21 protein-coding genes and 1 pseudogene are annotated in these 26,207 nt (G+C 69.1%); 4 read left to right on the top strand and 18 right to left on the bottom strand.

Translation table 11 applies throughout. The features are described 5' to 3' along the window. Positions 1-2 precede the first annotated feature (2 nt). The 5 genes from OHA58_RS29695 to OHA58_RS29675 form a co-directional block, all read right to left on the bottom strand. Positions 3-956, bottom strand: coding sequence for a YafY family protein (locus OHA58_RS29695; protein WP_266668610.1), 954 nt, complete (start codon positions 954-956; stop codon positions 3-5). A 146-nt stretch (positions 957-1,102) separates the two neighbouring features. Further along, the gene (locus OHA58_RS29690) at positions 1,103-1,477 is read right to left on the bottom strand and encodes an FKBP-type peptidyl-prolyl cis-trans isomerase (protein WP_356272513.1); all 375 of its coding nucleotides are present in this window, start codon (positions 1,475-1,477) and stop codon (positions 1,103-1,105) included. 59 nt (positions 1,478-1,536) lie between these two features. Beyond that, the gene (locus OHA58_RS29685) at positions 1,537-2,553 is read right to left on the bottom strand and encodes an FKBP-type peptidyl-prolyl cis-trans isomerase (protein WP_405482591.1); all 1,017 of its coding nucleotides are present in this window, start codon (positions 2,551-2,553) and stop codon (positions 1,537-1,539) included. Positions 2,554-2,696: 143 nt separating this feature from the next. After that, positions 2,697-4,058: a Pup--protein ligase gene (gene pafA / locus OHA58_RS29680; protein WP_030606492.1), complete on the bottom strand. Its 1,362-nt coding sequence runs from the start codon at positions 4,056-4,058 to the stop codon at positions 2,697-2,699. A gap of 9 nt (positions 4,059-4,067) precedes the next feature. After that, a complete protein-coding gene (locus tag OHA58_RS29675) occupies positions 4,068-5,327 on the bottom strand; it encodes an MFS transporter (protein ID WP_405482589.1) in 1,260 nt (419 codons plus the stop codon). Positions 5,328-5,451: 124 nt separating this feature from the next. On the opposite strand from OHA58_RS29675, the gene OHA58_RS29670 reads away from it, so the two are divergent. After that, positions 5,452-6,489 carry a LacI family DNA-binding transcriptional regulator gene (locus tag OHA58_RS29670; protein ID WP_405482588.1) on the top strand — a complete coding sequence of 346 codons (1,038 nt, stop codon included), beginning with the start codon at positions 5,452-5,454 and terminating at the stop codon, positions 6,487-6,489. Positions 6,490-6,559: 70 nt separating this feature from the next. On the opposite strand, the gene prcA is transcribed toward OHA58_RS29670, so the two are convergent. From prcA to arc, 6 genes and pseudogenes are all read right to left on the bottom strand, one after another. Next, positions 6,560-7,318, bottom strand: coding sequence for a proteasome subunit alpha (gene prcA / locus OHA58_RS29665; protein ID WP_405482587.1), 759 nt, complete (start codon positions 7,316-7,318; stop codon positions 6,560-6,562). Positions 7,319-7,401: 83 nt separating this feature from the next. After that, positions 7,402-8,244 (bottom strand): proteasome subunit beta, encoded by an 843-nt coding sequence (prcB, locus tag OHA58_RS29660; protein ID WP_405482586.1) that lies wholly within the window; start codon positions 8,242-8,244, stop codon positions 7,402-7,404. Further along, positions 8,196-8,391, bottom strand: a pseudogene (locus OHA58_RS29655) (endonuclease domain-containing protein); the annotation flags it as partial. The gene prcB and the pseudogene OHA58_RS29655, both read right to left, overlap by 49 nt. A gap of 75 nt (positions 8,392-8,466) precedes the next feature. Next, the gene (locus OHA58_RS29650) at positions 8,467-8,685 is read right to left on the bottom strand and encodes a ubiquitin-like protein Pup (RefSeq protein WP_011027899.1); all 219 of its coding nucleotides are present in this window, start codon (positions 8,683-8,685) and stop codon (positions 8,467-8,469) included. A gap of 120 nt (positions 8,686-8,805) precedes the next feature. After that, entirely contained in the window at positions 8,806-10,317 is a 1,512-nt protein-coding gene (dop, locus tag OHA58_RS29645) for a depupylase/deamidase Dop (protein ID WP_405482584.1), read from the bottom strand. 278 nt (positions 10,318-10,595) lie between these two features. Then, on the bottom strand, positions 10,596-12,362 hold the full coding sequence (gene arc, locus OHA58_RS29640; RefSeq protein WP_405482582.1) for a proteasome ATPase: 1,767 nt from the start codon (positions 12,360-12,362) through the stop codon (positions 10,596-10,598). Between the two features lie 254 nt (positions 12,363-12,616). Between arc and OHA58_RS29635 the strand changes: the two genes are divergently transcribed. Next, positions 12,617-12,931 (top strand): ferredoxin, encoded by a 315-nt coding sequence (locus tag OHA58_RS29635; RefSeq protein ID WP_405482581.1) that lies wholly within the window; start codon positions 12,617-12,619, stop codon positions 12,929-12,931. Positions 12,932-13,031: 100 nt separating this feature from the next. Here the strand turns inward: OHA58_RS29635 and OHA58_RS29630 are convergent, their stop codons facing one another. The 3 genes from OHA58_RS29630 to OHA58_RS29620 form a co-directional block, all read right to left on the bottom strand. Then, on the bottom strand, positions 13,032-13,610 hold the full coding sequence (locus OHA58_RS29630; protein ID WP_405482580.1) for a hypothetical protein: 579 nt from the start codon (positions 13,608-13,610) through the stop codon (positions 13,032-13,034). Positions 13,611-13,828: 218 nt separating this feature from the next. Then, positions 13,829-14,734: a tRNA (adenine-N1)-methyltransferase gene (locus OHA58_RS29625; protein WP_116503110.1), complete on the bottom strand. Its 906-nt coding sequence runs from the start codon at positions 14,732-14,734 to the stop codon at positions 13,829-13,831. A gap of 61 nt (positions 14,735-14,795) precedes the next feature. Beyond that, positions 14,796-16,316, bottom strand: a complete 1,521-nt coding sequence (locus OHA58_RS29620) for a site-2 protease family protein (protein ID WP_405482578.1) — start codon at positions 16,314-16,316, stop codon at positions 14,796-14,798. A 206-nt stretch (positions 16,317-16,522) separates the two neighbouring features. Here OHA58_RS29620 and OHA58_RS29615 point away from each other — a divergent pair, with 206 nt between their 5' ends. Then, complete coding sequence (locus OHA58_RS29615) at positions 16,523-17,380, top strand: RecB family exonuclease (protein ID WP_405482577.1); 858 nt, start codon at positions 16,523-16,525, stop codon at positions 17,378-17,380. Between the two features lie 38 nt (positions 17,381-17,418). Continuing rightward, entirely contained in the window at positions 17,419-18,090 is a 672-nt protein-coding gene (locus OHA58_RS29610) for a response regulator transcription factor (protein ID WP_116503106.1), read from the top strand. Positions 18,091-18,171: 81 nt separating this feature from the next. Here the strand turns inward: OHA58_RS29610 and OHA58_RS29605 are convergent, their stop codons facing one another. The 4 genes from OHA58_RS29605 to metH form a co-directional block, all read right to left on the bottom strand. Further along, a complete protein-coding gene (locus OHA58_RS29605; protein ID WP_405482576.1) occupies positions 18,172-19,761 on the bottom strand; it encodes an ABC transporter substrate-binding protein in 1,590 nt (529 codons plus the stop codon). 77 nt (positions 19,762-19,838) lie between these two features. Further along, entirely contained in the window at positions 19,839-21,443 is a 1,605-nt protein-coding gene (locus tag OHA58_RS29600) for an ABC transporter substrate-binding protein (protein ID WP_405482575.1), read from the bottom strand. Positions 21,444-21,812: 369 nt separating this feature from the next. Beyond that, positions 21,813-22,508 (bottom strand): HAD family hydrolase, encoded by a 696-nt coding sequence (locus tag OHA58_RS29595; protein ID WP_405482574.1) that lies wholly within the window; start codon positions 22,506-22,508, stop codon positions 21,813-21,815. Positions 22,509-22,650: 142 nt separating this feature from the next. Beyond that, the gene (gene metH / locus OHA58_RS29590; RefSeq protein WP_405482573.1) at positions 22,651-26,172 is read right to left on the bottom strand and encodes a methionine synthase; all 3,522 of its coding nucleotides are present in this window, start codon (positions 26,170-26,172) and stop codon (positions 22,651-22,653) included. Between the last annotated feature and the right edge of the window lie 35 nt (positions 26,173-26,207).

The raw sequence follows: 26,207 nt of genomic DNA, 5'->3' as shown, positions 1-26,207 counted from the left end.
CCTCAGCCCTTGGCCACGGCACGCAGCCGGTCGACGACCTCGGCCCGCAGCTCGGCGGGTTCGAGCACGACCACGTCGGGCCCGAACTCGACCAGCCAGGCGTCGAGCCCGTGCCCGTAAGGAATCTCCAGCTCGTCCCAGCCGTCGCCGAGGTCGCGCACGGCGGAGGCCTTGGCGCGCAGCGGATAGCCGGAGCCGGTGCGCAGCCTGATGAGGGCCGTGCGGTCGGCGGTCTCGCCGGCCCAGCTCGCGACGGTCTCGCGGACGGTCACGACATCGGGCACGTCGGCGGTGAAGCGGCCGGCCCGGGAGCGGACCTTGCCGGTGATGCGGGAGAGCCGGAAGACGCGTTCGGCGCCGCGGTCGCGGTCCCAGCCGGCGAGGTACCAGTGGCCGCGCCAGCACTCGAGCGCCCACGGCTCGACATGCCGCTGCTCGGGCCGCGCGGCGGTGGCCTTGCGGTAGTCGAAGACGACGGGGCGGCGGTCGCGGCAGGCCAGCATCAGCGGCTCGAACGATGCCTCGTGCGCGGGGATACGGGGTTCGAGGGCCGAGTGCGCCTCGTACGGGTCGACGTCCTCGGGGAGTCCTGCGGCCCGCAGCTTCTGCAGGGCTCCGCTGGCGGCGCCGGCGAGGCGGGCCTGCTGCCAGACCTTCGCGGCGAGGCCCAGCGCGGCGGCCTCCTCGGCGTCGAGGGTGACGGGCGGCAGCCGGTTGCTGTCGCGGCGGGCGAGATAGCCGATCTCCCCGTCGAGGCTCTCCACGGTCGCGATGACCAGGCCGAGCTCCCGCAGGTCGTCCTTGTCCCGCTCGAACATCCGGTTGAAGCTGTCGTCGGAGTTGGCTTCCAGGTAGGCCTCGATGGAACCGCGCAGCTCACGCTTGCTGAGCGGGCGTCCCGTCCCGAGCAGACACAGCGCCAGATTCATCAGCCGCTCGGCCTTCGCAATGGCCATCGACGCCCTACGTCCTCTCTTCGAGAGCCCCCTGGCTCTCCCCCATCCGAACGTCGACCGTACCGCTCCGGGGTGTCGTGGCAAAAGCCGAGGGCCCATGCCAGGAGGCATGGGCCCAGGGATGACCACTTGCGGTCGAAGCCTGATCAGACCGCGACCAGGTCGCAGACGAAGATCAGCGTCTCGCCGGGGGCGATCACGCCGCCGCCGGCGCCACGCTCGCCGTAGGCGAGGTGGGCGGGGATGGTCAGCCGGCGGCGGCCGCCGACCTTCATGCCCTGGATGCCCTTGTCCCAGCCGGTGATGACCTGGCCGGCGCCGAGCTGGAACTCCAGCGGGTTGCCGCGGTTCCAGGAGGCGTCGAACTCCTCGCCGGTGGAGAAGGCCACGCCCACATAGTGGACCTTGACGTAGTCGCCGGGCTTGGCGACGGCGCCGTCACCCTCCCAGATCTCCTTGATCTCCAGGTCAGCCGGCGGCTGGCCCTCGGGGAAGTCGATCTCGGGCTTCTCGATGCTCACGTCTCTTGCTCCTGCTGCTAAACGGTTGGGCAACCCGGACAGTCTTGCATCCCGCAGGGTCAGGACGTGGCCAGGATGTCGACGACGAACACGAGCGTCGAGTTGGCCGGGAGCGTGTCGCCCTTGGCCTGCTTCCCGTACGCCTGGTCGGCCGGGATCACCAGCAGGACGCGGTCGCCCACGTGCTTGCCGACGAGACCCTTGTCCCAGCCCGGGATGACCTGGCCCTGGCCGATGATCGTGGTGAAGGGCTGGCCGGTGTTCCACGAGGAGTCGAAGAGCGTGGCCTTCGGCTTGCCCTCGTTGATCTTCCAGGCGGCACCGCTGTACTGCATGGTGACCGTCTTGCCGCTCTTGACCTCGGTGCCCTTGCCCTGGATCAGGACCTGGTCGACCAGCTTCTTCGGCGGGTCGTTCTTCGGCACGGAGATCGTCGCGGGCTCCGGCTTGTCGGCCTTGATCTGCGGCAGGTTCGACGGGATGGACGCCTGCGTGCCCGTCGCCATCTTCGGGGTGACCTTGCCCACGTCGATCGCGAAGACCAGCGTGTCGGTGCCGGTGACGCCCGCCTGCTGGTTGCCCTGGCTGCCGAAGCCGGCGGCGGGCGGCGCCACGACGAGGACGCGGCTGCCTTCCTTCTGACCGACCAGGGCGTCCGCGAACGCCGGGATGACGGACTTCGAGCCCGCGGTGATCAGCTGCGGGCTGCCGCCCTGCTGGTAGGAGCTGCCGAGGTCCTTGCCGCTCTTCCAGACCTTGCCGGTGAAGTTCATCGACACCAGGTCGTCCTTCTTGACCACGGCGCCGTCACCCTGCGACAGCGTGTGCACGACGAACTTGCCGCTCGGCTCGGCCTTCGGCACGGTGATCTTCGCCTGCTTGCCCACATCGCCGCTGATCTCCGGCATGGGCGACGCCGAGTCGACGGGCTTGGGCGCGGCCGCCTCGGCCTTGGGCGAGGAGGACGCCGAATCCGCCTTGTCCGTGTCGCTCTTCTTGTTGTCATCACCCCCGCACGCCGTCGCGGTCAGCGCCAGAGCCGGGACGATGAGCAGAGCAGCAAGTCGGCGTCGCACAGTGATCCTCAGGTTGCGGGTTACGTGAGTACGGTTCAGCCACTCTAGGCCCTTACGTCACTTACCCGGGGTACCGCACACACACCAAAGAGCCCCGTACGTAGATCACGTACGGGGCCCCGGGTCGACGTGGGCGGGTCGTCCTACATTCCGGCGATCAGCTTCTCCACCCGGTCGTCCACCGACCGGAAGGGGTCCTTGCACAGCACCGTCCGCTGCGCCTGGTCGTTCAGCTTCAGGTGCACCCAGTCGACCGTGAAGTCACGGCGCTGTTCCTGGGCCCTGCGGATGAAGTCGCCCCGCAGCCGCGCGCGCGTGGTCTGCGGCGGCACCGACTTGCCCTCGAAGATCTTGAGGTCGTTGCAGATGCGGGCCGCCTGTCCCTTCCTCTCCAGAAGGTAGTAGAGGCCCCTGCGGCGGTGGATGTCGTGATACGCGAGGTCTATCTGCGCGACCCGCGGATGCGACATGGTCATGTTGTGCTTGGCCCGGTACCGCTCGATGAGCTTGTACTTCATCACCCAGTCGATCTCGGTGCCGATCCGGTCGAGGTCCTCGGCCTCGATCGAGTCGAGAACGCGGCCCCACAGTTCGAGGACCTGCTCGACGGTGCCGGTGCGGATCCCGCGGCGCTCGCAGAAGTCCACGGCCTTCTCGTAGTACTCGCGCTGCACCTCGAGGGCGGATGCCTCACGGCCGCTGGCCAGACGCACCTTGCGCCGGCCGGTGATGTCGTGGCTGACCTCGCGGATGGCCCGGATCGGGTTCTCCAGTGTGAGGTCACGCATCACCGTGCCGGCCTCGATCATGCGGAGCACGAGGTCGGTGGCGCCCACCTTGAGGAGCATCGTCGTCTCGGACATGTTCGAGTCGCCGACGATGACGTGCAGGCGCCGGTAGCGCTCGGCGTCCGCGTGCGGTTCGTCGCGGGTGTTGATGATGGGGCGGGAACGCGTGGTCGCGGAGGACACGCCCTCCCAGATGTGCTCGGCACGCTGGCTCACGCAGTACACGGCGCCGCGCGGAGTCTGCAGCACCTTGCCCGCGCCACACAGCAGTTGCCGTGTGACCAGGAACGGAATGAGGATGTCCGCGAGTCGCGAGAACTCCCCGTGCCGGGCCACCAGATAGTTCTCGTGGCAGCCGTAGGAGTTTCCCGCCGAGTCGGTGTTGTTCTTGAAGAGATAGACGTCGCCCGCGATTCCCTCCTCGTGCAGGCGGCGTTCGGCGTCGACGAGCAGGCCTTCCAGAATGCGCTCGCCCGCTTTGTCGTGCGTGACCAACTCGGTCACGTTGTCACATTCGGGAGTTGCGTATTCCGGATGTGACCCGACATCGAGATAGAGGCGGGCGCCGTTCCGCAGAAAGACATTGCTGCTGCGGCCCCATGACACGACACGGCGGAAGAGGTACCGCGCCACCTCGTCAGGAGACAGGCGGCGCTGTCCCCTAAACGTACATGTGACGCCGTACTCGTTCTCCAGCCCGAAAATGCGGCGGTCCATGAGTGAACATTACGCCTGATGCCCTGTACTGAAACCGGGTTCGACAGCACCGTTTCGATCATTTTCCGATGAGCCCGCGACACGCCCGGCGCCACGGGGAGCTGCGAGGACCCGTCCGGTGGCGAGGAGTACGAGCAGCGCGGCCACCCCCGCCGCTCCGGGAACGGCGAAGCCCCACACCGTGCCGCCCCACTCGACGACCGGTCCGGCGGCGGCGGTTCCGATCGACGTACCCACCGTGAACGTCGTCACGAGCCACGAGAACGCCTCCGTCACCGTGCCCCGCGGCGCGTGCCGGTCGACGATGATGAACGCGCAGGCGATCGACGGGGCGAGGAACACACCGGCGAGCGCCGTCAGCGCGGTCATCGCCACCACTCCCGGCATCAGCACCAACGGCACGTAGAAGAGGGCCAGCAGGGCCACCAGCCACCGCAGCCGCCGCTCGGGGGCGCCGGCCCACTGCCGCGCCCCGTACACCGAGCCACCGGCCAGCGCGCCGAGCCCGAGCGCCGCCATCAGCCAGCCGTACGTCACGTCGCCGCCGTGCCCGTCCGCGTACGAGACGCCCGCCACCGTGATCGAGCCCAGCGCCGTCCCGATGAACAGGAACGCCCCGAGGAGCGCGAGGAGCCCGGGCGAGCGCAGGGCGCCCAGCCAGTGCGCCTCACGCGGCGCCGAGCGCCACGCGCGCGACGGTTGCGACACCACCACCGACAGCGCACCGAGTACACCGACGACGTTCAGAACGATGAGCGCGGCCTGCGCCGACCACAGCGAAACGCACACGGTGACGAGCAACGGCCCGACGGTGAACATGACTTCCTGCGCCACGGCGTCCATGGCGTACGCGGTGTGCACCTGGTCCTCGCGCGGCAGCACGTTCGGCCACAGCGCGCGCAGCCCGCCCTCGAGGGGCGGGGTGAACAGTCCCGCCGCGCCCACAGCGACGTACGCGAGTGCCGGTGACCCGGTCCCGGCGAAGGCGAAGACGGTCATGGCCAGGGCCGACGCCAGTGCTGCCGGGAGCTGCACTCGCGGCTGTCCCCGCAGGTCCACGAGCCGGCCGAGCAGCGGCTGCCCCACCGCGTTGGAGACGCCGTACACCGCGGCGAGCGCGCCGGCCAGGCTGTACGTGCCGCCCTCGGCGCGCACGAACAGCACGATCGCGATGGCGGCCGTCGCGTTCGGCAGCCGCCCCACCAGGGTGCCCGCCAGCAGCCGCGCCGCGTGCCGCGCCTTGAGGATCTCCGCATATCCCGCGGCCATCGCCCGCCCTCTCGCCGCCCCGAGGCGCCCTAGGTTTTACGTATAACTTCGAGGGTCATACGTACCATGTCCGCAGGCCACGGGTCCACCCGAAGGCCCCGCCGCACACCCCACGGAGGCATGAGTGACGACCGGGTCAGACGAGACGGCCCCCGCGCGTCCCACCAGCCGCGACGTCGCCCGCGCCGCCGGAGTCTCCCAGGCCGCCGTCTCCCTCGTACTCGGCGACAAATGGCGCGGCCGCGTCGCGGAAGCCACCGCCGAACGCGTCCGCGCCGCCGCCCGCGACCTCGGCTACCGCCCCAACCTCGCCGCCCGCAACCTGCGCCTCGGCCGCACCCGCACGGCCCTCCTCGTGGTCCCCGCCCTCACCAACGAGTTCTTCGCCGGCGTCTACACCGGGGCCGCCCGCGTCGCCGCGGAGCACGGCTTCGGCGTTGTGCTCTACCCCTCCCCCGAAGGCATCGGCCCCGCACCCGACCCCTTCGACTCCGCACGCGCGGCCCTCGACGGCGTCCTCGCCTCCTCCATGGCCTCCGACGCGGTCACCGCCATCCGCGGCGGCGGACTCCCCCTCGTCATGCTGGACAGCGACCCCGACGACACGGCGGGCACCGGCGGCGCGGCCACCGTCAACCTCGACATCGCCGACGGGATGCGCCAGGTGACGGACCATCTGCTGGCCCTCGGTCACCGCCGGTTCCTGCACCTCGCGTCCGCCGTGCCCTCCTGGACGTTCGACGTACGCGCCCATGAACTCGCCGCCCGCACCGCCCACGTGCCTGATGTACACGTCCGCACCGTGCGCTCAGCCCTGACGGTCGAGGCCGCCACCACCGCCGCGCGGGCCGCGCTGACCGCCCCCGGCCCGCGCCCCACCGCGGTCGTCTGCGACGACGACAAGCTCGCCACCGGCGCCTACAAGGCCGCCCGCAGACTGGGCCTGCGCATCCCCGACGACCTCTCCGTCACCGGCTTCGACGACCTCGCGCTCGCCACCGCCGTCGAGCCCGAGCTCACCACTGTCCGGCTCCCCGCGGAACTCTTCGGCGAACGGGGCATGGCCGCGCTCCTCGCCGTCCTGGACGGCCGAGCCCCGGAAACCACCGCGCTCCCCGTCGAGTTGGTCGTCCGCGGCTCCACGGCCGCGCCCGCGAGCTGACCCACGAACGAACGGTGCCCCGACCGCGGCTGCGGTCGGGGCACCGGACACACCGGCGGGAAGAACCCGCTCACTCCTCGTCGTCGGACTCCGCGTCACTCTTGTCGGTCGGCTCCGCGGACGCGTCCGCACCGGCCTCGAGCAGCCGCACCAACTGCGGCCCGACGATGCGCTTGAACTTCCGCTGCTGCGGGCGCGTACGGTCAAGGACCGCCACCTCGAGCCGCTCCGCGGGGATCTCCCGCTCGCTGCCGTTGGTGTCCCGCGACAGGGCCTGCACCGCGAGCTTCAGCGCCTCGGCGAGTGTCATCCCGTCACGGTGGCGCTGATCCAGATAGGTGCTGATCTGCTCCGCGTTACCCCCGACCGCCACCGAGCCGTGCTCGTCGACGATCGAACCGTCGTGCGGAAGGCGGTAGATCTGGTCACTCTCGGGCGCGACCCCGACCTCGGCGACCACCAGCTCCACCTCGTACGGCTTCTCGGCCTGGCTCGAGAAGATGGTGCCCAGCGTCTGCGCGTACACGTTCGCCAGGCCACGCGCCGTCACATCGTCACGGTCGTAGGTGTAGCCCCGCAGATCCGCGTAGCGCACACCGCCGATCCGCAGATTCTCGTACTCGTTGTACTTGCCGGCGGCCGCGAAGCCGATCCGGTCGTAGATCTCGCTGAACTTGTGCAGCGCACGGGACGGGTTCTCGCCGACGAACACGATGCCATCGGCGTACTGCAGCACAACCAGGCTGCGACCGCGGGCGATGCCCTTGCGGGCGTACTCCGCCCGGTCGGCCATGGCCTGCTGGGGTGAGACATAGAACGGCGTCGACACCGGCTGTCCGTCCCTTTCTGTCAGTGACTCAGTGACTCAAGTCTCGGGCGAATGGCGCTTCGGGCATGACGGATGCGTACCGGTCAGAGAAGCGCGGCCCGCGGGCCGTCGGGCTGCTCGAGCCGGCGCTCGAGGATGGAACGGGCGATCTGCGCACCCTCCTCGTCGGTGAGCCTGCGGAACCCGTCGTCCGTGATCACGGTGACGATCGGGTAGATCCGGCGCGCCACGTCGGGACCGCCGGTCGCCGAGTCGTCGTCCGCCGCGTCGTACAGGGCCTGCACGACGAGCGTCGTGGCCTCCGCCTCCGTCAGATCGTCGCGGTAGAGCTTCTTCATTGCCCCACGCGCGAAGATCGACCCGGAGCCGGTCGCCGCGTACCCGTGCTCCTCGCTCCGCCCGCCCGTGACGTCGTACGAGAAGATGCGGCCCTTGCCGCGGTCCACGTCGTACCCCGCGAACAGCGGCACCACGGCCAGGCCCTGCATAGCCATGCCGAGGTTCGACCGGATCATGGTCGAGAGCCGGTTCGCCTTGCCCTCCAGCGACAGCTGGGCGCCTTCGACCTTCTCGAAGTGCTCCAGCTCCAGCTGGAAGAGCTTCACCATCTCCACGGCCAGACCGGCCGTGCCGGCGATACCCACCGCCGAGTACTCGTCCGCCGGAAAGACCTTCTCGATGTCGCGCTGAGCGATCATGTTGCCCATGGTGGCCCGGCGGTCACCGGCGAGGACCACACCGCCGGGGAACGTGGCGGACACGATCGTCGTGCCGTGCGGCGCCTCGATCGCGCCCTTCACCGGCAACGCACGGTTCCCGGGCAGGATTTCCGGCTGATGCACGGACAGGAAGTCCACGAAGGACGAGGATCCAGGCGTCAGGAAGGCTGCTGGTAGACGCCCGGTGCTACGAGTGTTGGCTTCCACGCGATTCCTTCCACGTAGGCGGCGGCGCGACGGATGACGTCGGGACGAATGTCCCAACTTGCCGATGGCCGAATTGCAGTTGAAGCACAGTACGTCAGGGACCCTACCCGCGGAACGGCGGTGATCCACATCCGTGGCCGGGTGCTTGCGACGGCTTCGGTCGACGACCCGCCCGCCCCCGGCACCCCGGCCACGCCACCTTCAGTTCAAAGGTGGAACGAGCTACTCGCCGCCCTTTTGAACGAAGCTCCGCACGAAGTCCTCGGCGTTCTCCTCGAGGACGTCGTCGATCTCGTCCAGCACGGAGTCCACGTCGTCACTCAGCTTCTCCTGGCGTTCCTTGAGGTCCTCGGAAGCCTGCGCGTCCTGCGCCTGCTCCTCGACCTCCTCGGTGGAACGCGTCGCCTTCTGCTGTCCGCCGCCGGTGTCCTTGGTCGCCATCTACCTCACCCCGCTCGGTTCGACGTTCTTGATCAGACCCTACAAGCCGGGTCCGACATCGGCCCCGCACTTCGTCCAACGTGCGAGGCCCACCTCTGTGATTCCCCTGCCGCCGGCTTTTCAGCCTCCGGACAGCACCCGGACCAGATCTTCGGCCGTGCGGCACCGGTCGAGCAGCTCCTTCACGTGATTACGCGTTCCGCGAAGGGGTTCGAGGGTTGGGACCCGCTGCAGAGAGTCACGGCCGGGCAGATCGAAGATCACCGAGTCCCAGGAGGCCGCGGCGACGTCGTCCGCGTACTGCTCCAGGCAGCGCCCGCGGAAGTACGCCCTGGTGTCCTCCGGAGGCTTCGTACGGGCCCTCTCGACCTCCGACTCGTCCAGGAGCCGCTTCATCCTGCCGCGGGCCACGAGACGGTTGTACAGGCCCTTCTCGGCCCTTACGTCGGCGTACTGGAGGTCGACGAGGTGGAGCCGCGCTGCGTCCCAGTCGAGGTTGTCGCGGCGGCGGTAGCCCTCCATGAGCTGCCGCTTCGCGACCCAGTCGAGTTCTCCGGCCAGGCTCATCGGATCGCTCTCCAGGCGGCCGAGCACGTCCTCCCAGCGGGTCAGGACGTCCTTGGTCTGCTCGTCGGCGTCCGCCCCGTAGCGCTCCTCGACGTACTTCCTGGCCAGCTCGAAGTACTCCATCTGGAGCTGCACCGCGGTGAGCGTGCGGCCGCTGCGGAGTGTGACCAGGTGTTGCAGGCTGGGATCGTGGGAGACCTGGTGGAGGGTGCGCACGGGCTGGTCGACGGCCAGGTCGACGGCGATGAAGCCGTCCTCGATCATGGAGAGGACCAGGGCCGTCGTGCCCAGCTTGAGATAGGTCGAGATCTCGGAGAGGTTCGCGTCGCCGATGATCACGTGCAGGCGGCGGTACTTCTCCGCGTCCGCGTGCGGCTCGTCCCTGGTGTTGATGATGGGGCGCTTGAGGGTCGTCTCGAGGCCGACCTCGACCTCGAAGTAGTCCGCGCGCTGGCTGAGCTGGAAGCCGTGCTCGTGGCCGTCCTGGCCGATGCCGACGCGGCCGGCGCCGGTGACGACCTGGCGGGAGACGAAGAAGGGCGTCAGGTGGCGCACGATGTCCGAGAAGGGGGTCTCCCGCTTCATCAGGTAGTTCTCGTGCGTGCCGTAGGAGGCACCCTTGTTGTCGGTGTTGTTCTTGTAGAGGTGGATCGGCTGGGCCCCGGGGAGCTGGGCGGCGCGCTCGGCGGCCTCGGCCATGATGCGCTCGCCGGCCTTGTCCCACAGGACGGCGTCCCGCGGGTTGGTGACCTCGGGGGCGCTGTATTCGGGGTGTGCGTGGTCGACGTACAGGCGGGCACCGTTGGTGAGGATGACATTGGCCAGGCCGATGTCCTCGTCGGTGAGCTGGCTGGAGTCGGCGACCTCCCGGGCGAGGTCGAAGCCTCGCGCGTCCCGCAGCGGATTCTCCTCCTCGAAGTCCCAGCGGGCGCGGCGCGCCCGGTGCATCGCCGCCGCGTAGGCGTTGACGATCTGGGACGAGGTGAGCATGGCATTGGCGTTGGGGTGGCCGGGGACGGAGATCCCGTACTCCGTCTCGATGCCCATTACTCGCCGTACAGTCATGCGGCCCTCCTTGCCCGGCGGCGCCCCCGTTCGGGGGCGGCGCTCAAGTACCGCTGGTTCTCCGGTGCGCGTGCGGTGCCCGTCCCCGCGCTGCGCGACTCGGCGGTACCGAAGAGCCTAGAACGCCTATGCGCTGGTGGGGAGATCATTACCGTCATTGCTGTTGCTGAGCCTGCGAGCCGGCCGTTGCCGGGAAACCGGAAAGTCGGCCGGAATTGTTGCCTGGAAAACAGTCGGCTGCGGGTACCCGGTAGAGGCACCCGCAGCCGCCCTGCGTTTTACAGGTACTGCCCGGTGTTCGCCACCGTGTCGATGGAGCGTCCGGTGTCCGCGCCCTGCTTTCCGGTGACGAGCGTACGGATGTAAACGATCCGTTCGCCCTTCTTACCGGAGATGCGAGCCCAGTCGTCCGGGTTGGTGGTGTTCGGCAGGTCCTCGTTCTCCTTGAACTCGTCCACGCAAGCCTGGAGGAGGTGGGAGACCCTGAGGCCCTTCTGGTTGTGCTCGAGGAAGGCCTTGATGGCGGCCTTCTTGGCGCGTCCGACGATGTTCTCGATCATGGCGCCCGAATTGAAGTCCTTGAAGTACAGGACTTCCTTGTCACCGTTGGCGTACGTGACCTCGAGGAAGCGGTTCTCCTCGCTTTCCGCGTACATCTGCTCCACGGCGGTCTGGATCATGCCGTGGACGGTGCTCTCGCGGTCGCCGCCGTGCTCCCCGAGGTCGTCGGAGTGGAGCGGGAGGCGGGCCTTGAGGTACTTGGCGAAGATGTCCTTGGCCGCTTCGGCGTCCGGGCGCTCGATCTTGATCTTCACGTCGAGTCGTCCGGGCCGCAGGATCGCGGGGTCGATCATGTCCTCACGGTTGGAGGCACCGATCACGACCACGTTCTCCAGGCCCTCCACGCCGTCGATCTCGGCGAGCAGCTGGGGGACGATGGTGTTCTCCACGTCCGAGCTGACGCCGGATCCGCGGGTGCGGAAGAGGGACTCCATCTCGTCGAAGAAGACGATGACGGGCGTGCCCTCGCTGGCCTTCTCACGCGCACGCTGGAAGACGAGGCGAATCTGCCGCTCGGTCTCGCCGACGTACTTGTTGAGCAGCTCCGGACCCTTGATGTTGAGGAAGAAGCTCTTGCCCGTGGCCTGTCCGGTCACTTCCGCGACCTTCTTGGCAAGGGAGTTGGCCACTGCCTTGGCGATCAGGGTCTTGCCGCAGCCGGGAGGCCCGTAGAGCAGGACGCCCTTGGGCGGCCGCAGCTCGTGCTCCTTGAACAGGTCCGGGTAGAGGTAGGGGAGCTCGACCGCGTCGCGGATCAGCTCGATCTGGTTGCCCAGACCGCCGATCTGCTCGTAGCCGATGTCCGGGACCTCTTCCAGGACGAGCTCTTCGACCTCGCTCTTGGGTACGACTTCGTAGACATAGCCGGATCGGGGTTCGAGCAGGAGGGCGTCGCCGGGGCGGATGGTGATGTCGAGGAGCGGTTCGGCGAGCCGGACCACCCGTTCTTCATCGGTGTGCCCCACCACCAGGGCGCGCTCGCCGTCCTCGAGGATCTCCTTGAGGGTGACGATGTCGCCGACGCTCTCGTACTCCATGGCCTCGACCACGTTGAGCGCTTCGTTGAGCATCAGTTCCTGGCCGCGCCTGAGCTCTTCGAGCTCCACGCTGGGGCTGACGTTCACCCGGAGCTTGCGGCCGCCGGTGAAGATGTCGGCGGTACCGTCCTCGTTCGCCATGAGGAAGACTCCGAAGCCGGCCGGCGGCTGCGCGAGCCGGTCGACTTCCTCCTTGAGGGCCACGATCTGGTCGCGGGCCTCCCTGAGCGTGTTGGCGAGCCGCTCGTTCTGTGCGGACACGCCGGCCAGGTTGGTCTGCAGCTCTACGATCCGCTCTTCGAGAATCCTCGTATGGCGCGGAGAGTCGGCGAGCTTGCGTCGCAGGACGGCGATCTCCTGCTCAAGATAGGCAATCTGACCGGCCGGGTCTTCGGACCCTCTTCCCGGGCGGATGCCGCGGTTCATGTCGTCGTCGTGGGCTGCCACGGTCCTCACCTCCTCCAAGGGGAGCTGGACGCTTCCAGACCCTACCTGGGTGGGTGTCGATTGAAACCCCTAGATCACAAAGACGAAGGGGGTGTGTCCGATCTTCACCCTTGCGCTCTCCCTCACGCCAGGGGAATACCCACCCAACAACATCGGAAAGCGGCCGACTGTAGGGTCGAAGTGTTCAACACCCGTCGGAGCTGGCCCGACTTGCTGGTACGCGGGGTGGTTCGAGGCAGGAAACGGCAGGAGATATGAGCGTGCAGCAGGAGGCCGGATCCGGCATCGACAGCGGTGCCGCCCTTGAGGTGTGGATCGACCAGGGCCTCTGCACCGGCGACGGGATCTGCGTGCAGTACGCGCCGGAGGTCTTCGAGCTGGACATCGACGGACTGGCCTATGTGAAGGGCGCGGAGGACGAGCTGTTGCAGGCGCAGGGGGCCACCACCCCGGTGCCGCTGCCGCTACTGAACGACGTCGTGGACTCCGCGAAGGAGTGCCCGGGCGACTGCATTCATGTACGTCGCGTTTCGGACAGGGTGGAGGTCTACGGCCCTGACGCGGAGTGACCGCGGGGTTCCCGCGCGTCACTCGACGTGGGAAGAGGCCAACGAAAGGGGCCCGTGCCGCCGTTCCCGGCGGGCAGGGCCCCTTTTCGTATGCCGCGCTTCAGACGCTGCGTGCCTCCGCGGGAGTGGAGCGCACGAACGCGTCGCCCTTCCACTGCCACTTGGCCTTGTCCTGGGTGTCGGGGCAGCAACTGGGGACGGCGGAGCTGGAGTAGCCGAGGAGCGTAGCGGTGACGGTCTGGTCGCGTACCGCCACGTCGTCGGCGGTGAGCCGGTCCTTCGGGTCGACGAGGGTGGCGACGATGCGCGGCTTGGCGTGGGCCTCGTGGGGCTGGGTGAGGACGTAGACGCCGTTCGGCGGGGTGCCGGAGCCGGCGTCGCAGCGGACCACGGCGACGGTTTCCGGCCTGCCGTCACCGTCGAGGTCCCCGGTGGCCTTCTTCACCACGAGGATCTTGGCGGGGCCGCACTCGAGCGGGAAGTGGACGGCGGCCGCGTCAGGCGGCGCGGCGGCGGTTCTGGTGCCGACGGGCTGTGTTCCCGGCTGGGCCGCGGTGGCCGCGCCGGGCTGTAGGAACGAGGAGGCCGCGACGACGGCCGATACGGCCGCGGCGGTCGCGAGCCAGTGGATGGGGCGGGTGGTGGTGTGCGCCAGTTCCGGGACGGCGGGGTGCTGCACTAGGAGTGTCTCCTGTGAGGGCTGTGCCGGTGGGGGTGGCCAGCATCGTGCCATACCTCACACCGTGGGGGAACGTCAGGGTCCGCTGATTCTCAGCTTCCTCACGTGTCCTTGCCGTACCGTGCGCGCCGCTCCTCAACGAACGGGCGCCGCCGTCGAGTTCGCCCGACATGCGGGGAACTCGACGGCGGCGCCTGTGCGTTGTGTCGGTGTTCGGGTCAGCGCCCGGCGTTGCCGCCGTCGGCGTTGGGGCCCGAGTAGTCCTCGCCGTAGGCGCCCTTCGCGGGGCGACGGCGGCGCATGGGCGGCTCGACGCCGTCCGCGAGGCGACGGGCGGTGAGGAGGAAGCCGGTGTGGCCGATCATGCGGTGGTCCGGGCGGACGGCCAGGCCCTCGACGTGCCAGTTACGGATCATCGACTCCCAGGACGTCGGCTCGTTGAAGCAGCCGATCTCGCGGATGGACTCGACGGTCCGCGCGAGCTGGGTGGTGGTGGCGACGTAGCAGCAGAGGATGCCGCCGGGGACGAGGGCCTTGGAGACGACCTCGAGGCACTCCCAGGGGGCGAGCATGTCGAGGATGACGCGGTCCACGTCGGCGTCGCTCAGGTTGTCCTGGAGGTCGCCGACGGTGAGCTGCCACGCGGGGTGGGGGCCACCGAAGTAGCGCTCCACGTTCTGCGTGGCGATCTCGGCGAAGTCCTCGCGGCGCTCGTAGGAGTGCAGCATGCCCTCGTCGCCGATGGCGCGCAGCAGGAAGCTGCTCAGCGAGCCGGAGCCGACGCCTGCCTCGACGACGCGTGCGCCGGGGAAGATGTCGGCGAAGGCCAGGATCTGCCCCGCGTCCTTGGGGTAGACCACGGCGGCGCCGCGGGGCATGGACAGGACGTAGTCGGGGAGCAGGGGGCGCAGCGCGAGGTAGGCGACGTTTCCGGTGGTGCGGACAACGCTGCCCTCGGGAGCGCCGATCAGCTCGTCGTGGGGGAAGGAACCCTTGTGGGTGTGGAAGTTCTTCCCGGCCTCGAGCGTGAACGTGTAGTGGCGGCCCTTGGGGTCGGTCAGCTGTACCTGGTCCCCGACCTTGAAGGGCCCGCGTCGGCGGGCGGCACCGGTCGGTTCGGACATGTGACCAGCCTACCGGTCCGCGGAGGGCCCGCGGACCAGGGGCGCGGGGGTGCGGGCCCGGTCAGGAGGGGCGGGCCATGGCCTTGACGAAGGCGCGCTCCACGTCGGCGGCGGACAGGACGCCGTAGATGGCGCCGCTCTCCTCGACGACGAGGTACTCGGTGGCGGGGGTGGCGCGGAGGGTGTCGAGGAGCTCCTCGCCGGCGAGTTCCGCGGAGACGCGCATGCCGTCGGTGAGGTCCTGGGCGAGGCCGCTGACGGCGACCCAGGGGCGGCGGTGTTCCGGTACGCCGACGATGGCGGCCTCGCGCACGAGGGACCTGGGTTCCCCGTCGGCGTCGACGATGACGAGGGCGCGGGCGCCCGCCTCGTTGGCGCGGCGCAGGGCCTCCGACAGCGGGGTGGCGCTCTCCACGGGGACGGCGCGGCGGGTCAGGGCGCGGGCGCGCAGCTCCGGGAGGTGTTCGCGCAGGCGGGCCATGCGGAGGCTGTTGCCGGCGCCGGTCCAGATGATCGCGGCGAGGATGGCGGCCAGCAGGGCGTCGGTGACGGTGTCCATGCCGCTGACGTCCGCGGCGCCTTCGCCGAGGGCACCGGACTGGGTGAGCAGGGGCAGTCCGATGAGGACGGTGATCGCGAGGGCGCGGCCGACCCAGGCGGCGGCGACGGTGCCGCTCATGGGCTTGCCGGTGATCTTCCAGACGATGGCGCGGAGCATGCGGCCGCCGTCGAGGGGCAGGCCGGGCAGCAGGTTGAACGCGGCGACGATGAGGTTGGAGATCATCAGTCCCGCGAGCAGGACGCCGGGCACGGTGCCGGGTTCCACGGCGAGCATGCCCAGGTAGAAGACGCCGGCCAGGACGAGGGAGAGCAGCGGTCCGACGAAGGCGAGTACGAACTCGCGTCCCGGCGTCTCGGATTCCTTCTCGATCTCGGACACGCCGCCGAAGAACTGGAGCTGGATGCGGCGCACCGGCAGCTTGAAGCGGAGCGCGGCGACGGTGTGCGCGAGTTCGTGGACGAGTACGGAGGCGTAGAACGCGACCGCGAAGAAGAGGGAGACGAGATAGCGGACCGCGCCGAGTCCGGGCAGGACGTGGTCGAGTTGTCCGCCGAAGACCCAGGTGATGAGGGCGGCGACGAGGAACCAGCTGGGCGCGACGTAGACGGGGACGCCGAAGGGGCGCCCCATGAGGAGTCCGCCACGGGGCTCGGGAGCCTTGGTGGGGCGGCGGCCGCTTGTCGCGGGGGTACGGCTGGGTGGGGTGTCGCCCTGGGATACGGGGTCCTGGGCGGGCGTGGCTGTGTCATCGCCGCCGGCCGGGGCGTGCTTGGTGAACGGGTCCGAGCCGGGGGCGGTGTCCGGGGCAGTGTCCGAGGTGTCGCCCTGGTCGGCCGGGGTGGCGTCCTCGGGGTGCTCCTTGTGCGGCGGCTCTTCCGGGTCCTGGGGCGTATGCGGGACGGAGTTCGCGCGGGCCGCGCCGTTCGCGCTCGCGGGTGGTGGGGGCGTGGGGCCGGGGCGGGCGGCCTGGTGGTCGTCCGTCGTGCCGCTGCCGGGCTGCGGCCGGCCGCTCTCGTCCACGGTGATCCCTCGGTCCCCTCGTTGGAAATCCCTCGCTCCTGCCGTTGCACGATCATGCAGGGCGAGGGGGTCTGCCGTCGATGGTATGCGTCCGTTGTGGCGCGGCCCTCGTCGACTCCCCTGCGGCGCCGCCGGGCCCCGCTTCCCAGGACGCCGGCGACGCGTTCGTACCTGACTGTCAGTGGCGGCCCGTAAGGTCTGTCGTCATGGAAACCAGCACCGAAGGGGCCGCCGCGGCCGCTCGCCCTGCGTCGCTCTCGCCGTCGCGCGCGAGCGACTTCATGCAGTGCCCGTTGCTCTACCGGTTCCGGGTGATCGACAAGCTGCCCGAGAAGCCGAGCGAGGCGGCGACCCGCGGCACGCTGGTGCACGCCGTGCTGGAGAGACTGTTCGACGCTCCGGCGGGAGAGCGGACGGCGCCGCGGGCCAAGGCGCTCATCCCCGGCCAGTGGGACCGGCTGCGCGAGGTGAAGCCGGAGCTGGCCGACCTGTTCGCGGACGACGGCGAGGGTGAGCGGATGGCGCGCTGGCTCGGCGAGGCCGAGCAGCTCGTCGAGCGCTGGTTCACGCTCGAGGACCCGACGCGTCTGGAGCCGGCCGAGCGGGAGCTGTTCGTCGAGGCCCAGCTGGACTCGGGCCTGAAGCTGCGCGGCATCATCGACCGGGTCGACGTGGCGCCGACGGGCGAGGTCCGGATCGTCGACTACAAGACGGGCAAGGCCCCGCGCCCCGAGTACGCGGAGGGCGCCCTCTTCCAGATGAAGTTCTACGCGCTGGTGGTGTGGCGCCTGAAGGGGGTCGTGCCGCGGCGGCTCCAGCTGGTCTATCTGGGCAGCGGTGACGTGCTGACGTACGACCCGGTGGTGGAGGACCTGGAGCGGGTGGAGCGCAAACTGCACGCGCTGTGGGACGCGATCCAGCTGGCCACGGAGACGGGCGAGTGGCGGCCACGCCCGACGAAGCTGTGCGGTTGGTGCGACCATCAGGCGGTTTGCCCGGAGTTCGGTGGGACTCCCCCGCCGTATCCGCTTCAGATCAGGGTGCCCGGGTCGGACGCCGGCTAGCAGGGCAGAATGGGCCCGGACTACCGAAGGAGAGTTACGTGGCGATCCGCGTCCTACTGGTCGACGACCAGCCGCTGCTCCGTACCGGGTTCCGGATGATTCTGGAGGCCGAGCAGGACATCGCGGTCGTCGGCGAGGCCGGAGACGGCCTGCAGGCGCTCGACCAGGTCCGTGCCCTGCAGCCCGATGTGGTGTTGATGGACATCCGTATGCCGCGGATGGACGGTGTCGAGGCGACCCGGCAGATCACCGGCCCCGGCCGGGACGGTCCGGCGAAGGTGCTCGTCCTGACGACGTTCGACCTCGACGAGTACGTGGTGGAGGCGCTGCGCGCCGGCGCAAGCGGCTTCCTCCTGAAGGACGCCCCGGCCAACGAGCTGGTGCAGGCGATCCGGGTGGTCGCGGCGGGCGAGGCGATGCTCGCGCCGAGCATCACGCGCCGGCTGCTCGACAAGTACGCGGACCATCTGCCGTCGGGCGACGACCCGGTGCCCGACACGCTGCACACGCTGACCGAGCGTGAGGTCGAGGTCCTGAAGCTCGTGGCGCGTGGCCTGTCGAACGCGGAGATCGCAGCGGATCTGTTCGTCAGCGAGACGACGGTGAAGACCCATGTCGGCCATGTGCTGACGAAGCTGGGGCTGCGCGACCGCGTGCAGGCGGCGGTGTACGCGTACGAGAGCGGTCTGGTGCGTCCCGGCGCCCAGTAGAAGCAAGCAAGGCAAGCGTCTGCAAGAAAAAACAGGCCGGTGGCCGCCTCCCGCGAAGGGAGGCGGCCACCGGCCTGTTGGTTACGCGGTGCCCTTGCTGATCTCCCAGAAGCGGAACACGGTCGACGCGTCGAGGCAGGACTCCAGGCCGTAGACGCTGTCGCGGACGACGGCGTACTGCTTGGCCTGCCAGACGGGCAGGACCGGCAGCTCGTCGGCGACGATGTTCTGGAGCTGCTCGAAGTCCCGGTCGGTGGAGGCGCGGTCGCTCTGTGCCCCGGTCTCCGGGATGATCTTCCCGGTGATGGTGCTGTTGGTGTAGTTGTTCCCGAGCACGTTGCCGGCGCCGAAGAACGGCTGGGTGAAGTTGTCGGGGTCCGGGTAGTCCGGGACCCAGCCCTTCACGTACACGCCGTACTTGCCGGTCTTGATGTCCTTCTCGTACTGGCCGAACTCGATGGACTTCATGTCGGCGTCGAACAGGCCGCTCGCGTTGAGCTGCTTGGCGATGGCCGCCAGTTCCTGGTCGGTGGCGGGGCCGTAGCGCGAGGGCGTCGACCAGAGGGTGATCTTCACCTTGCCGGTGATGCCGTCGGCGCGCAGCGCGGCGCGGGCCTTCGCGGGCGTGGGGTGAGCGCCGTAGGTGTCGAAGAAGGCCGTGTTGTGGCCGCTGATGCCCGCCGGGATGATCGAGTACAGCGGGGTGGCGGTGTCCTGGTAGACCTCGTCGACCAGGGCGTCGCGGTCGAGGAGGTACGCCATGGCCTTGCGTACGGACAGGCGTCCCGCGACCGGGTCCTTCATGTTGAAGACCAGGTGCTGGACCTCGGCGCTGGTGCCCTCGACGACCTCCATGCCCGAGCTCGTCGAGGTGGAGTTCTCGATGCCGGCGATGTCCTTGGCGGCGAGTCCGCGGTAGGCGAGGTCGATCTTGCCGCCGACGAGGGCCTTCTTCAGGCCCGCCTGGTCGCCGTGGAAGAACTTGATGGTCATGCCGGAGTTCTGGACCCTGGCGGTGCCCTTGTAGCCCGCGTTGACCGAGAAGACCGCCTGCTTCTTGTCGAAGGAGTCCAGCTTGTAGGGGCCGGAGCCGACGGCCGCGCCGTCCGTGCGCAGGCTGTTCATGGAGTACGCGGTGTGGTCGACGATGGATCCGGCGCCGGACGCGATCTTGCTGGGGAAGGTGGCGTCCGCGTGCTTCAGCTTGAAGACGACGGTTTTCGCGTCGGGCGTCTCGACCTTGTCGAGCATGGGGAACATGATCGCCGGGCCGGCGTCGTCGTTGATGGTCATCATGCGGTCGAAGGAGAACTTGACGTCCTTCGAGGTGAGCTTGTGGCCGTTGCTGAACTTGAGCCCGTCGCGCAGCGTGCAGGAGTAGACGCGGGTGCCGGTGTCCGTGAAGGAGCACTCCTTGGCGGCTTCGGGTTCCGGCTCCGTGCTGCCCTTGGGGAAGCTCAGGAGCGACTGGAACACGTTGTTGAACAGCAGCCACGACCCCGGGTCGTAGCCGGACGCCGGATCGGTGGCCTGGATGTCGTCGGACATTCCCATGACCACGGCCCCGCCCTGCCCGGCGGCATCGCCCTGGTCGGTGCCGCAGCCGGCCAGCAGGGCCGCGGTGAGTCCCGTCCCGAGGGGCAGGACCAGCCACTGGTTGCGCATTCTCACGTACGTGCCTTGTCGTCAGTGGTGCGGAAATCGGGCGAGCCGGCCGCCCTGGAGGGGGAGGCCGGCTCGCGCGGGGATCAGCCGCTCACGCCGCGGCCGAGCTCCCAGAGTTGAAGGATCGAGGAGGAGCTCAGCGCCCACTCGACTCCGGTGATGTCGTCGCGGGCGGCGACGTACTGCTTGCCCTGCCAGAGCGGGAGGACCGGCACGTCGTCGGCGACGATGTTCTGGATGCTCGTGAGGCTCTTGGAGGCGGTCAGCCGGTCGGCCTCACGACGGGACTCGGGGATGAGCTGGTCCCGGATCGTGCTGTTCGCGTACGGGGACGCGAGGAAGTTGTCCTTGTCGAGGAACGGCGCGATGAAGTTGTCGGCGTCGGGGAAGTCGGGGAACCAGCCGAGTCCGTAGACGTCGTACTTGCCCTTGAGCTCGGAGGCGCGGAACGTGTCCCAGGCGTCGCCCTTGATGTCGACGTCGAACAGGCCGCTGGAGTTGAGCTGCTTCTTGAGCACCTCGAACTCCTTCTTGGTGGCCGAACCGTAGTGGTCGGTCGTGTAGTGCAGGGTCAGCTTCACCGGCGTGGTGATGTCGGCCCGGGACAGGATCGAGGCGGCCTTGGAGACGCTCGGCTCGCTGTACCTGTTGAAGAACGAGTTCGTGTGGCCGGTGATGCCGGCGGGCACGAGCGAGTAGAGCGGCTCGGCGGAGGTGCCGTAGACGTCGGCCGTGAGCTGGCCGCGGTCGACGACCTGCGCCATGGCCTGGCGGACGGCCTTGCTCTTGACCACCGGGGCGCTGGTGTCGAACCCGAGGTAACGGATCTCCATGCCCGGCATCTCGACCAGGTTGATGTTCTTGCTCGGGTTGTCCGAGAGCTGCTTGATCTGCTCCGGCGACATGGTGCGCGTCATCATGTCGACGTCGCCCTTTTCAAGGGCCTTGCCCATGGCGTCGGCGTCGGCGAAGGAGACCAGCTCCACCTTGTCGTTCTTCGGCTTCAACTGCCCCTTGTAGTGGGGGTTCTTGGTGAAGACGGCCTTGACGAGGGTGTTGTTCTTGACCTTGGCGTCAAGGGTGTACGGGCCGGAGCCGTCGACCGCGAAGCCGCCCCGCAGCTTCCCCTTCGTGTAGTCGTCGGGGTTGACGATGCCGGCGGTGGGTGTGGCCAGCTTGTACGGGAAGGTGGCGTCGGGGCTCTTCAGGTGGAAGATGACCTCGCTACGGCCCTTGGTCTCGATCGTGTCGACGCTGGAGAGCAGCGCGGAGGAACCGCTGTCGCTCTTGATATGGAGCACACGGTCGATGGAGAACTTCACGTCCGAGGCGGTGACGGGGGTGCCGTCGGCGAACGCGAGACCCTTGCGCAGGGTGCAGGAGAAGCGCTCGTTGCCGGTGTCGGTGAAGCCGCAGGTCTGGGCGGCCTCGGGCACCGGCTCGCCGCCGCCGCGCGGCATGGCCATCAGGGTCTGGATGGTCTGGCGCAGCACGTTCCAGGAACCCGCGTCGTAGGCGTACGCGGGGTCGAACGGGGCCGGGACCGCCTTCGAGGCAACGAACCGGTCGGTGGTACCGACGGCGATCGGGTTGCCGTCCTTGCCCCCGCTGTCGGACCCGCCGCAGGCGGCGAGCACAGGCGCGAGCAGGCCGATGACGGCCGGCAACACCAAAGTCTTGCGGTTCATGCTCGAAGTTCTCCAGAGCTGTCGATCCCGTGGGCCCGGCAACGGGGGTGGTGTCGACGGGACACGAGGGGTTACGGCGATGTTCTCGCCACGACATTAATGCGCACGGCGAAGCGTCCCGAAGGGGCCGGAGCCACGGCTTCATCACGCTGCGAAACCGGGCGTGGACACACCGATAACCCCACAGGGGTCGCTTCGGCTCAGGGTCCGACCAATCGGGACACAAGGTCACTCGGGGTGGGGCGGGGGGTGGGGTCGCAGCACAGGTCCGTATACCTGTCGACCCCGCATCGAGTGGGAAACGTCACATGCTCAACTGGGTTGATGGGCGCAGCATTTCGGCCACGCACGAGCGCTGTTACCGAAGGTTCAGTAGCCCATCAGGCCATGTAGAAAAGGGAGGTTGACGTGTTCGAGCGAGGGGACGACGGTGCGCCGGTAGGCGGGTGCGATGGGGGCCACGGAGGGTACGGCGACGACGTGGCAGCCGGCCGCCTCGGCGGCGGCGACACCCGTGGCGGTGTCCTCGATGACGGCGCATCTGGCCGGATCCGCACCCAGTCCCGCGGCGGCGAGCAGATACGGGTCGGGGTACGGCTTCGTCCGCTCGACCTCGTCACCTGCGACCGTGAGCGCGAAAAACTCGGGTCCGAGCGAGGTCAGGACCCGGTCGATGATGCGCCGGTGCGAGGCGGACACGAGGGCCGTGGGCACCTCGTGGGCGGCGAGTTCGGCAAGGAGCCGCGCGGCGCCCGGCATGAGCGGCAGGGCGCTGCTGATGCGCTCCTCGAAGCCGTCGTTGAGCAGCACGGTCAGCTCGGGGAGCGTGATGTCCGCGCCGGTCGCCTCGATAAGGAAGCCGGCACTGCGGGTCATCGGGCCGCCGACGACGACTTCGCGCCACGCCTCGTCGAGCGCGTGCCCCAGCGAGCCGAAGACGGCGACCTCGGCGTCCCACCAGAAGCCTTCGGTGTCCACCAGAGTGCCGTCCATGTCGAGGAGCACGGCCTGCAGGGCGGAGCCTTCGGCCGTTCGGGTACCGAGAGCGGGGACCGTACTGGTCATCCGGGCACACCTCCGTGAGGGACGAGAAGGCCGACTGCCTCCTTTTGACAGGAAGGCAGCCGGCCTGCACTGGACCGACCAGTGTACGACTTGTGCGGATCAGCGCGCGCGTTGGCGACTCACGGGCGGCCTCCGCACCGCGCTAGCGCGCGTTGAAGTACTTCGCCTCGGGGTGGTGGATGACGATCGCGTCCGTGGACTGCTCGGGGTGGAGCTGGAACTCCTCGGAGAGGTGGACGCCGATGCGCTCGGGCTCCAGGAGCTGAGCAATCTTGGCCCGGTCCTCGAGGTCCGGGCACGCTCCGTAGCCGAGCGAGAAGCGGGCGCCGCGGTACTTGAGCGCGAACATGTCCTCCATCTCGGCGGGGTCCTCGCCGGAGAAGCCCAGCTCCGAACGGACGCGTGCGTGCCAGTACTCGGCGAGCGCCTCGGCCAACTGGACGGACAGGCCGTGCAGTTCGAGGTAGTCGCGGTACGAGTTCGACTCGAAGAGCTTGGCGGTCTCCTCGCCGATCCGGGAGCCGACGGTGACGACCTGGAGGCCGACGACGTCGGTCTCGCCCGACTCCTCGGGACGGAAGAAGTCCGCGAGGCACAGCCGGCGGCCGCGGCGCTGGCGCGGGAATGTGAAGCGGGTGCGCTCGTTGCCCTGGTCGTCGAGGATGATCAGGTCCTCGCCCTTGGACACGCACGGGAAGTAGCCGTAGACGACGGCCGCTTCCAGGAGGTTCTTGGTGTGCAGCTCGTCCAGCCAGCCGCGCAGCCGCGGGCGGCCCTCGGTCTCCACCAGCTCCTCGTACGTGGGCCCGTCGCCGGTGCGCGCCTGCTTGAGGCCCCACTGGCCCTTGAACAGGGCGCCCTCGTCCAGCCAGGACGCGTACTCCTTGAGCTGGATGCCCTTGATGACACGGGTGCCCCAGAAGGGGGGCTCGGGGACCGGGTTGTCGGTGGACGTGTCGGAGCGCGCCGGCTCCTCGTCGGGCCGCTCCTCGATCTGTACGGCGCCCGCCTTGACCCGGCGCTGCTTGAGCTCGGGGAGGGTGGCACCGGGGACGCCCCGCTTGACGGCGATGAGCGCGTCCATGAGGCGCAGGCCCTCGAACGCGTCTCGTGCGTAACGGACTTCGCCCTCGTAGATCTCGTGGAGGTCCTGCTCGACGTAGGCCCTCGTCAGCGCGGCGCCGCCCAGGATCACCGGGAAGTCGGCCGCCATCTTGCGCTGGTTGAGCTCCTCCAGGTTCTCCTTCATGATCACCGTGGACTTGACGAGGAGTCCGGACATGCCGATGACGTCGGCCTTGTGCTCCTCGGCAGCTTCCAGGATCGCGGAGACGGGCTGCTTGATGCCGAGGTTGACGACGTTGTAGCCGTTGTTCGACAGGATGATGTCGACGAGGTTCTTGCCGATGTCGTGGACGTCGCCGCGCACGGTGGCCAGGACGATGGTGCCCTTGCCCTCGGCGTCGGACTTCTCCATGTGCGGCTCCAGATAGGCCACCGCGTTCTTCATGACCTCGGCGGACTGGAGGACGAACGGCAGCTGCATCTGGCCGGAGCCGAAGAGTTCACCGACGACCTTCATGCCGTCCAGGAGCGTCTCGTTGACGATTTCGAGGGCGGGGCGGGTCTGCAGCGCCTCGTCGAGGTCGGCCTCCAGGCCGTTCTTCTCGCCGTCGATGATGCGGCGCTTGAGGCGCTCGTCCAGGGGCAGCGCGGCCAGTTCCTCGGCCTTGCCCGCCTTGAGGGACTTCGCGGTGGCGCCCTCGAACAGCGCCATCAGCTTCTGCAGCGGGTCGTAGCCCTCGGCGCGACGGTCGTGGATCAGGTCGAGAGCCGTCTGCACCTCCTCCTCGCTGAACCGGGCGATCGGCAGGATCTTCGACGCGTGCACGATCGCCGAGTCGAGGCCCGCCTTCACGCACTCGTCGAGGAAGACCGAGTTGAGGAGGATGCGGGCGGCCGGGTTGAGGCCGAAGGAGATGTTCGACAGGCCGAGCGTGGTCTGCACGTCGGGGTGACGGCGCTTCAGCTCACGGATCGCCTCGATGGTGGCGATGCCGTCCTTGCGCGACTCCTCCTGGCCGGTGCAGATGGTGAAGGTGAGGCAGTCGATGAGGATGTCCGACTCATGGATGCCCCAGTTGCCGGTCAGGTCGTCGATGAGGCGCTCGGCGATGGCGACCTTGTGCTCGACGGTGCGGGCCTGGCCCTCCTCGTCGATGGTCAGCGCGATCAGAGCGGCGCCGTGCTCCTGCGCGAGGCGGGTGACCTTCGCGAAGCGGGACTCGGGGCCGTCGCCGTCCTCGTAGTTGACGGAGTTGATGACCGCACGGCCGCCGAGCTTCTCCAGGCCGGCCCGCAGGACCTCGACCTCGGTGGAGTCCAGGACGATCGGCAGGGTGGAGGCGGTGGCGAAGCGGCCGGCCAGCTCCTCCATGTCGGCGACGCCGTCACGGCCCACGTAGTCGACGCAGAGGTCGAGCATGTGCGCGCCCTCGCGGATCTGGTCGCGGGCCATCTCGACGCAGTCGTCCCAGCGGCCGTCCAGCATGGCCTCGCGGAACTTCTTGGAGCCGTTGGCGTTCGTGCGCTCGCCGATCGCCATATACGAGATGTCCTGGCGGAACGGGACCGTCTGGTAGAGCGAGGCGGCGCCCGGCTCGGGGCGCGGCTCGCGGACGGTGGGGGTGAGGCCGCGGACGCGCTCGACGACCTGGCGCAGGTGCTCGGGGGTGGTGCCGCAACAGCCGCCGACGAGGGAGAGCCCGTACTCACGGACGAACGTCTCCTGGGCGTCGGCCAGCTCGGGGGCGGTCAGCGGGTAGTGCGCGCCGTTCTTGCCGAGGACGGGCAGGCCGGCGTTGGGCATGCAGGACAGCGGGATACGGGAGTGGCGGGCGAGGTAGCGCAGGTGCTCGCTCATCTCGGCCGGGCCGGTGGCGCAGTTCAGGCCGATCATGTCGATACCGAGGGGCTCCAGGGCGGTCAGTGCCGCGCCGATCTCGGAGCCGAGGAGCATCGTGCCGGTGGTCTCGACCGTGACCGAGCAGATCAGCGGGAGGTTCGTACCGGTGGCGTCGAGGGCGCGGCGGGCGCCGATGATCGAGGCCTTGGTCTGGAGCAGGTCCTGCGTCGTCTCGACGAGCAGCGCGTCGGCACCGCCGGCGATCATGCCCTCGGCGTTCTGCTGGTAGGCGTCGCGCAGCGCGGTGTACGCGGCGTGGCCGAGGGTGGGCAGCTTGGTGCCGGGGCCCATGGAGCCGAGGACCCAGCGCTGCTGTCCGGTGCTCGTGGTGAACTCGTCGGCGACCTCGCGGGCGATGCGCGCGCCGGCCTCGGAGAGCTCGAAGACGCGTTCGGGGATGTCGTACTCCCCCAGGGCCGCGAGGTTCGCGCCGAACGTGTTCGTCTCGACGCAGTCGACGCCGACCGCGAAGTACTCCTCGTGGACCGAGCGGACGATGTCGGGGCGGGTGACGTTCAGGATCTCGTTGCAGCCCTCGAGGTTCTCGAAGTCCTCGAGGGTGGGGTCCTGCGCCTGGAGCATCGTGCCCATCGCGCCGTCGGCCACGACCACACGGGTGGCCAGGGCCTCACGGAGGGCGTCGGCTCGGGTGCGGCCGGCGGGGTCGGTGGACGGGACGGGGGTTGGCAACGAGGCCATGAAAGTGCTCCCTGAGGTGCGACGGCTGTCGGCTT

The organism is Streptomyces sp. NBC_00009, assembly GCF_045040855.1.
GTDB lineage: Bacteria > Actinomycetota > Actinomycetes > Streptomycetales > Streptomycetaceae > Streptomyces > Streptomyces aureus.
Note: the sequence above shows the minus strand (reverse complement) of the source record. Positions and strands in the feature narration are given on the sequence as shown.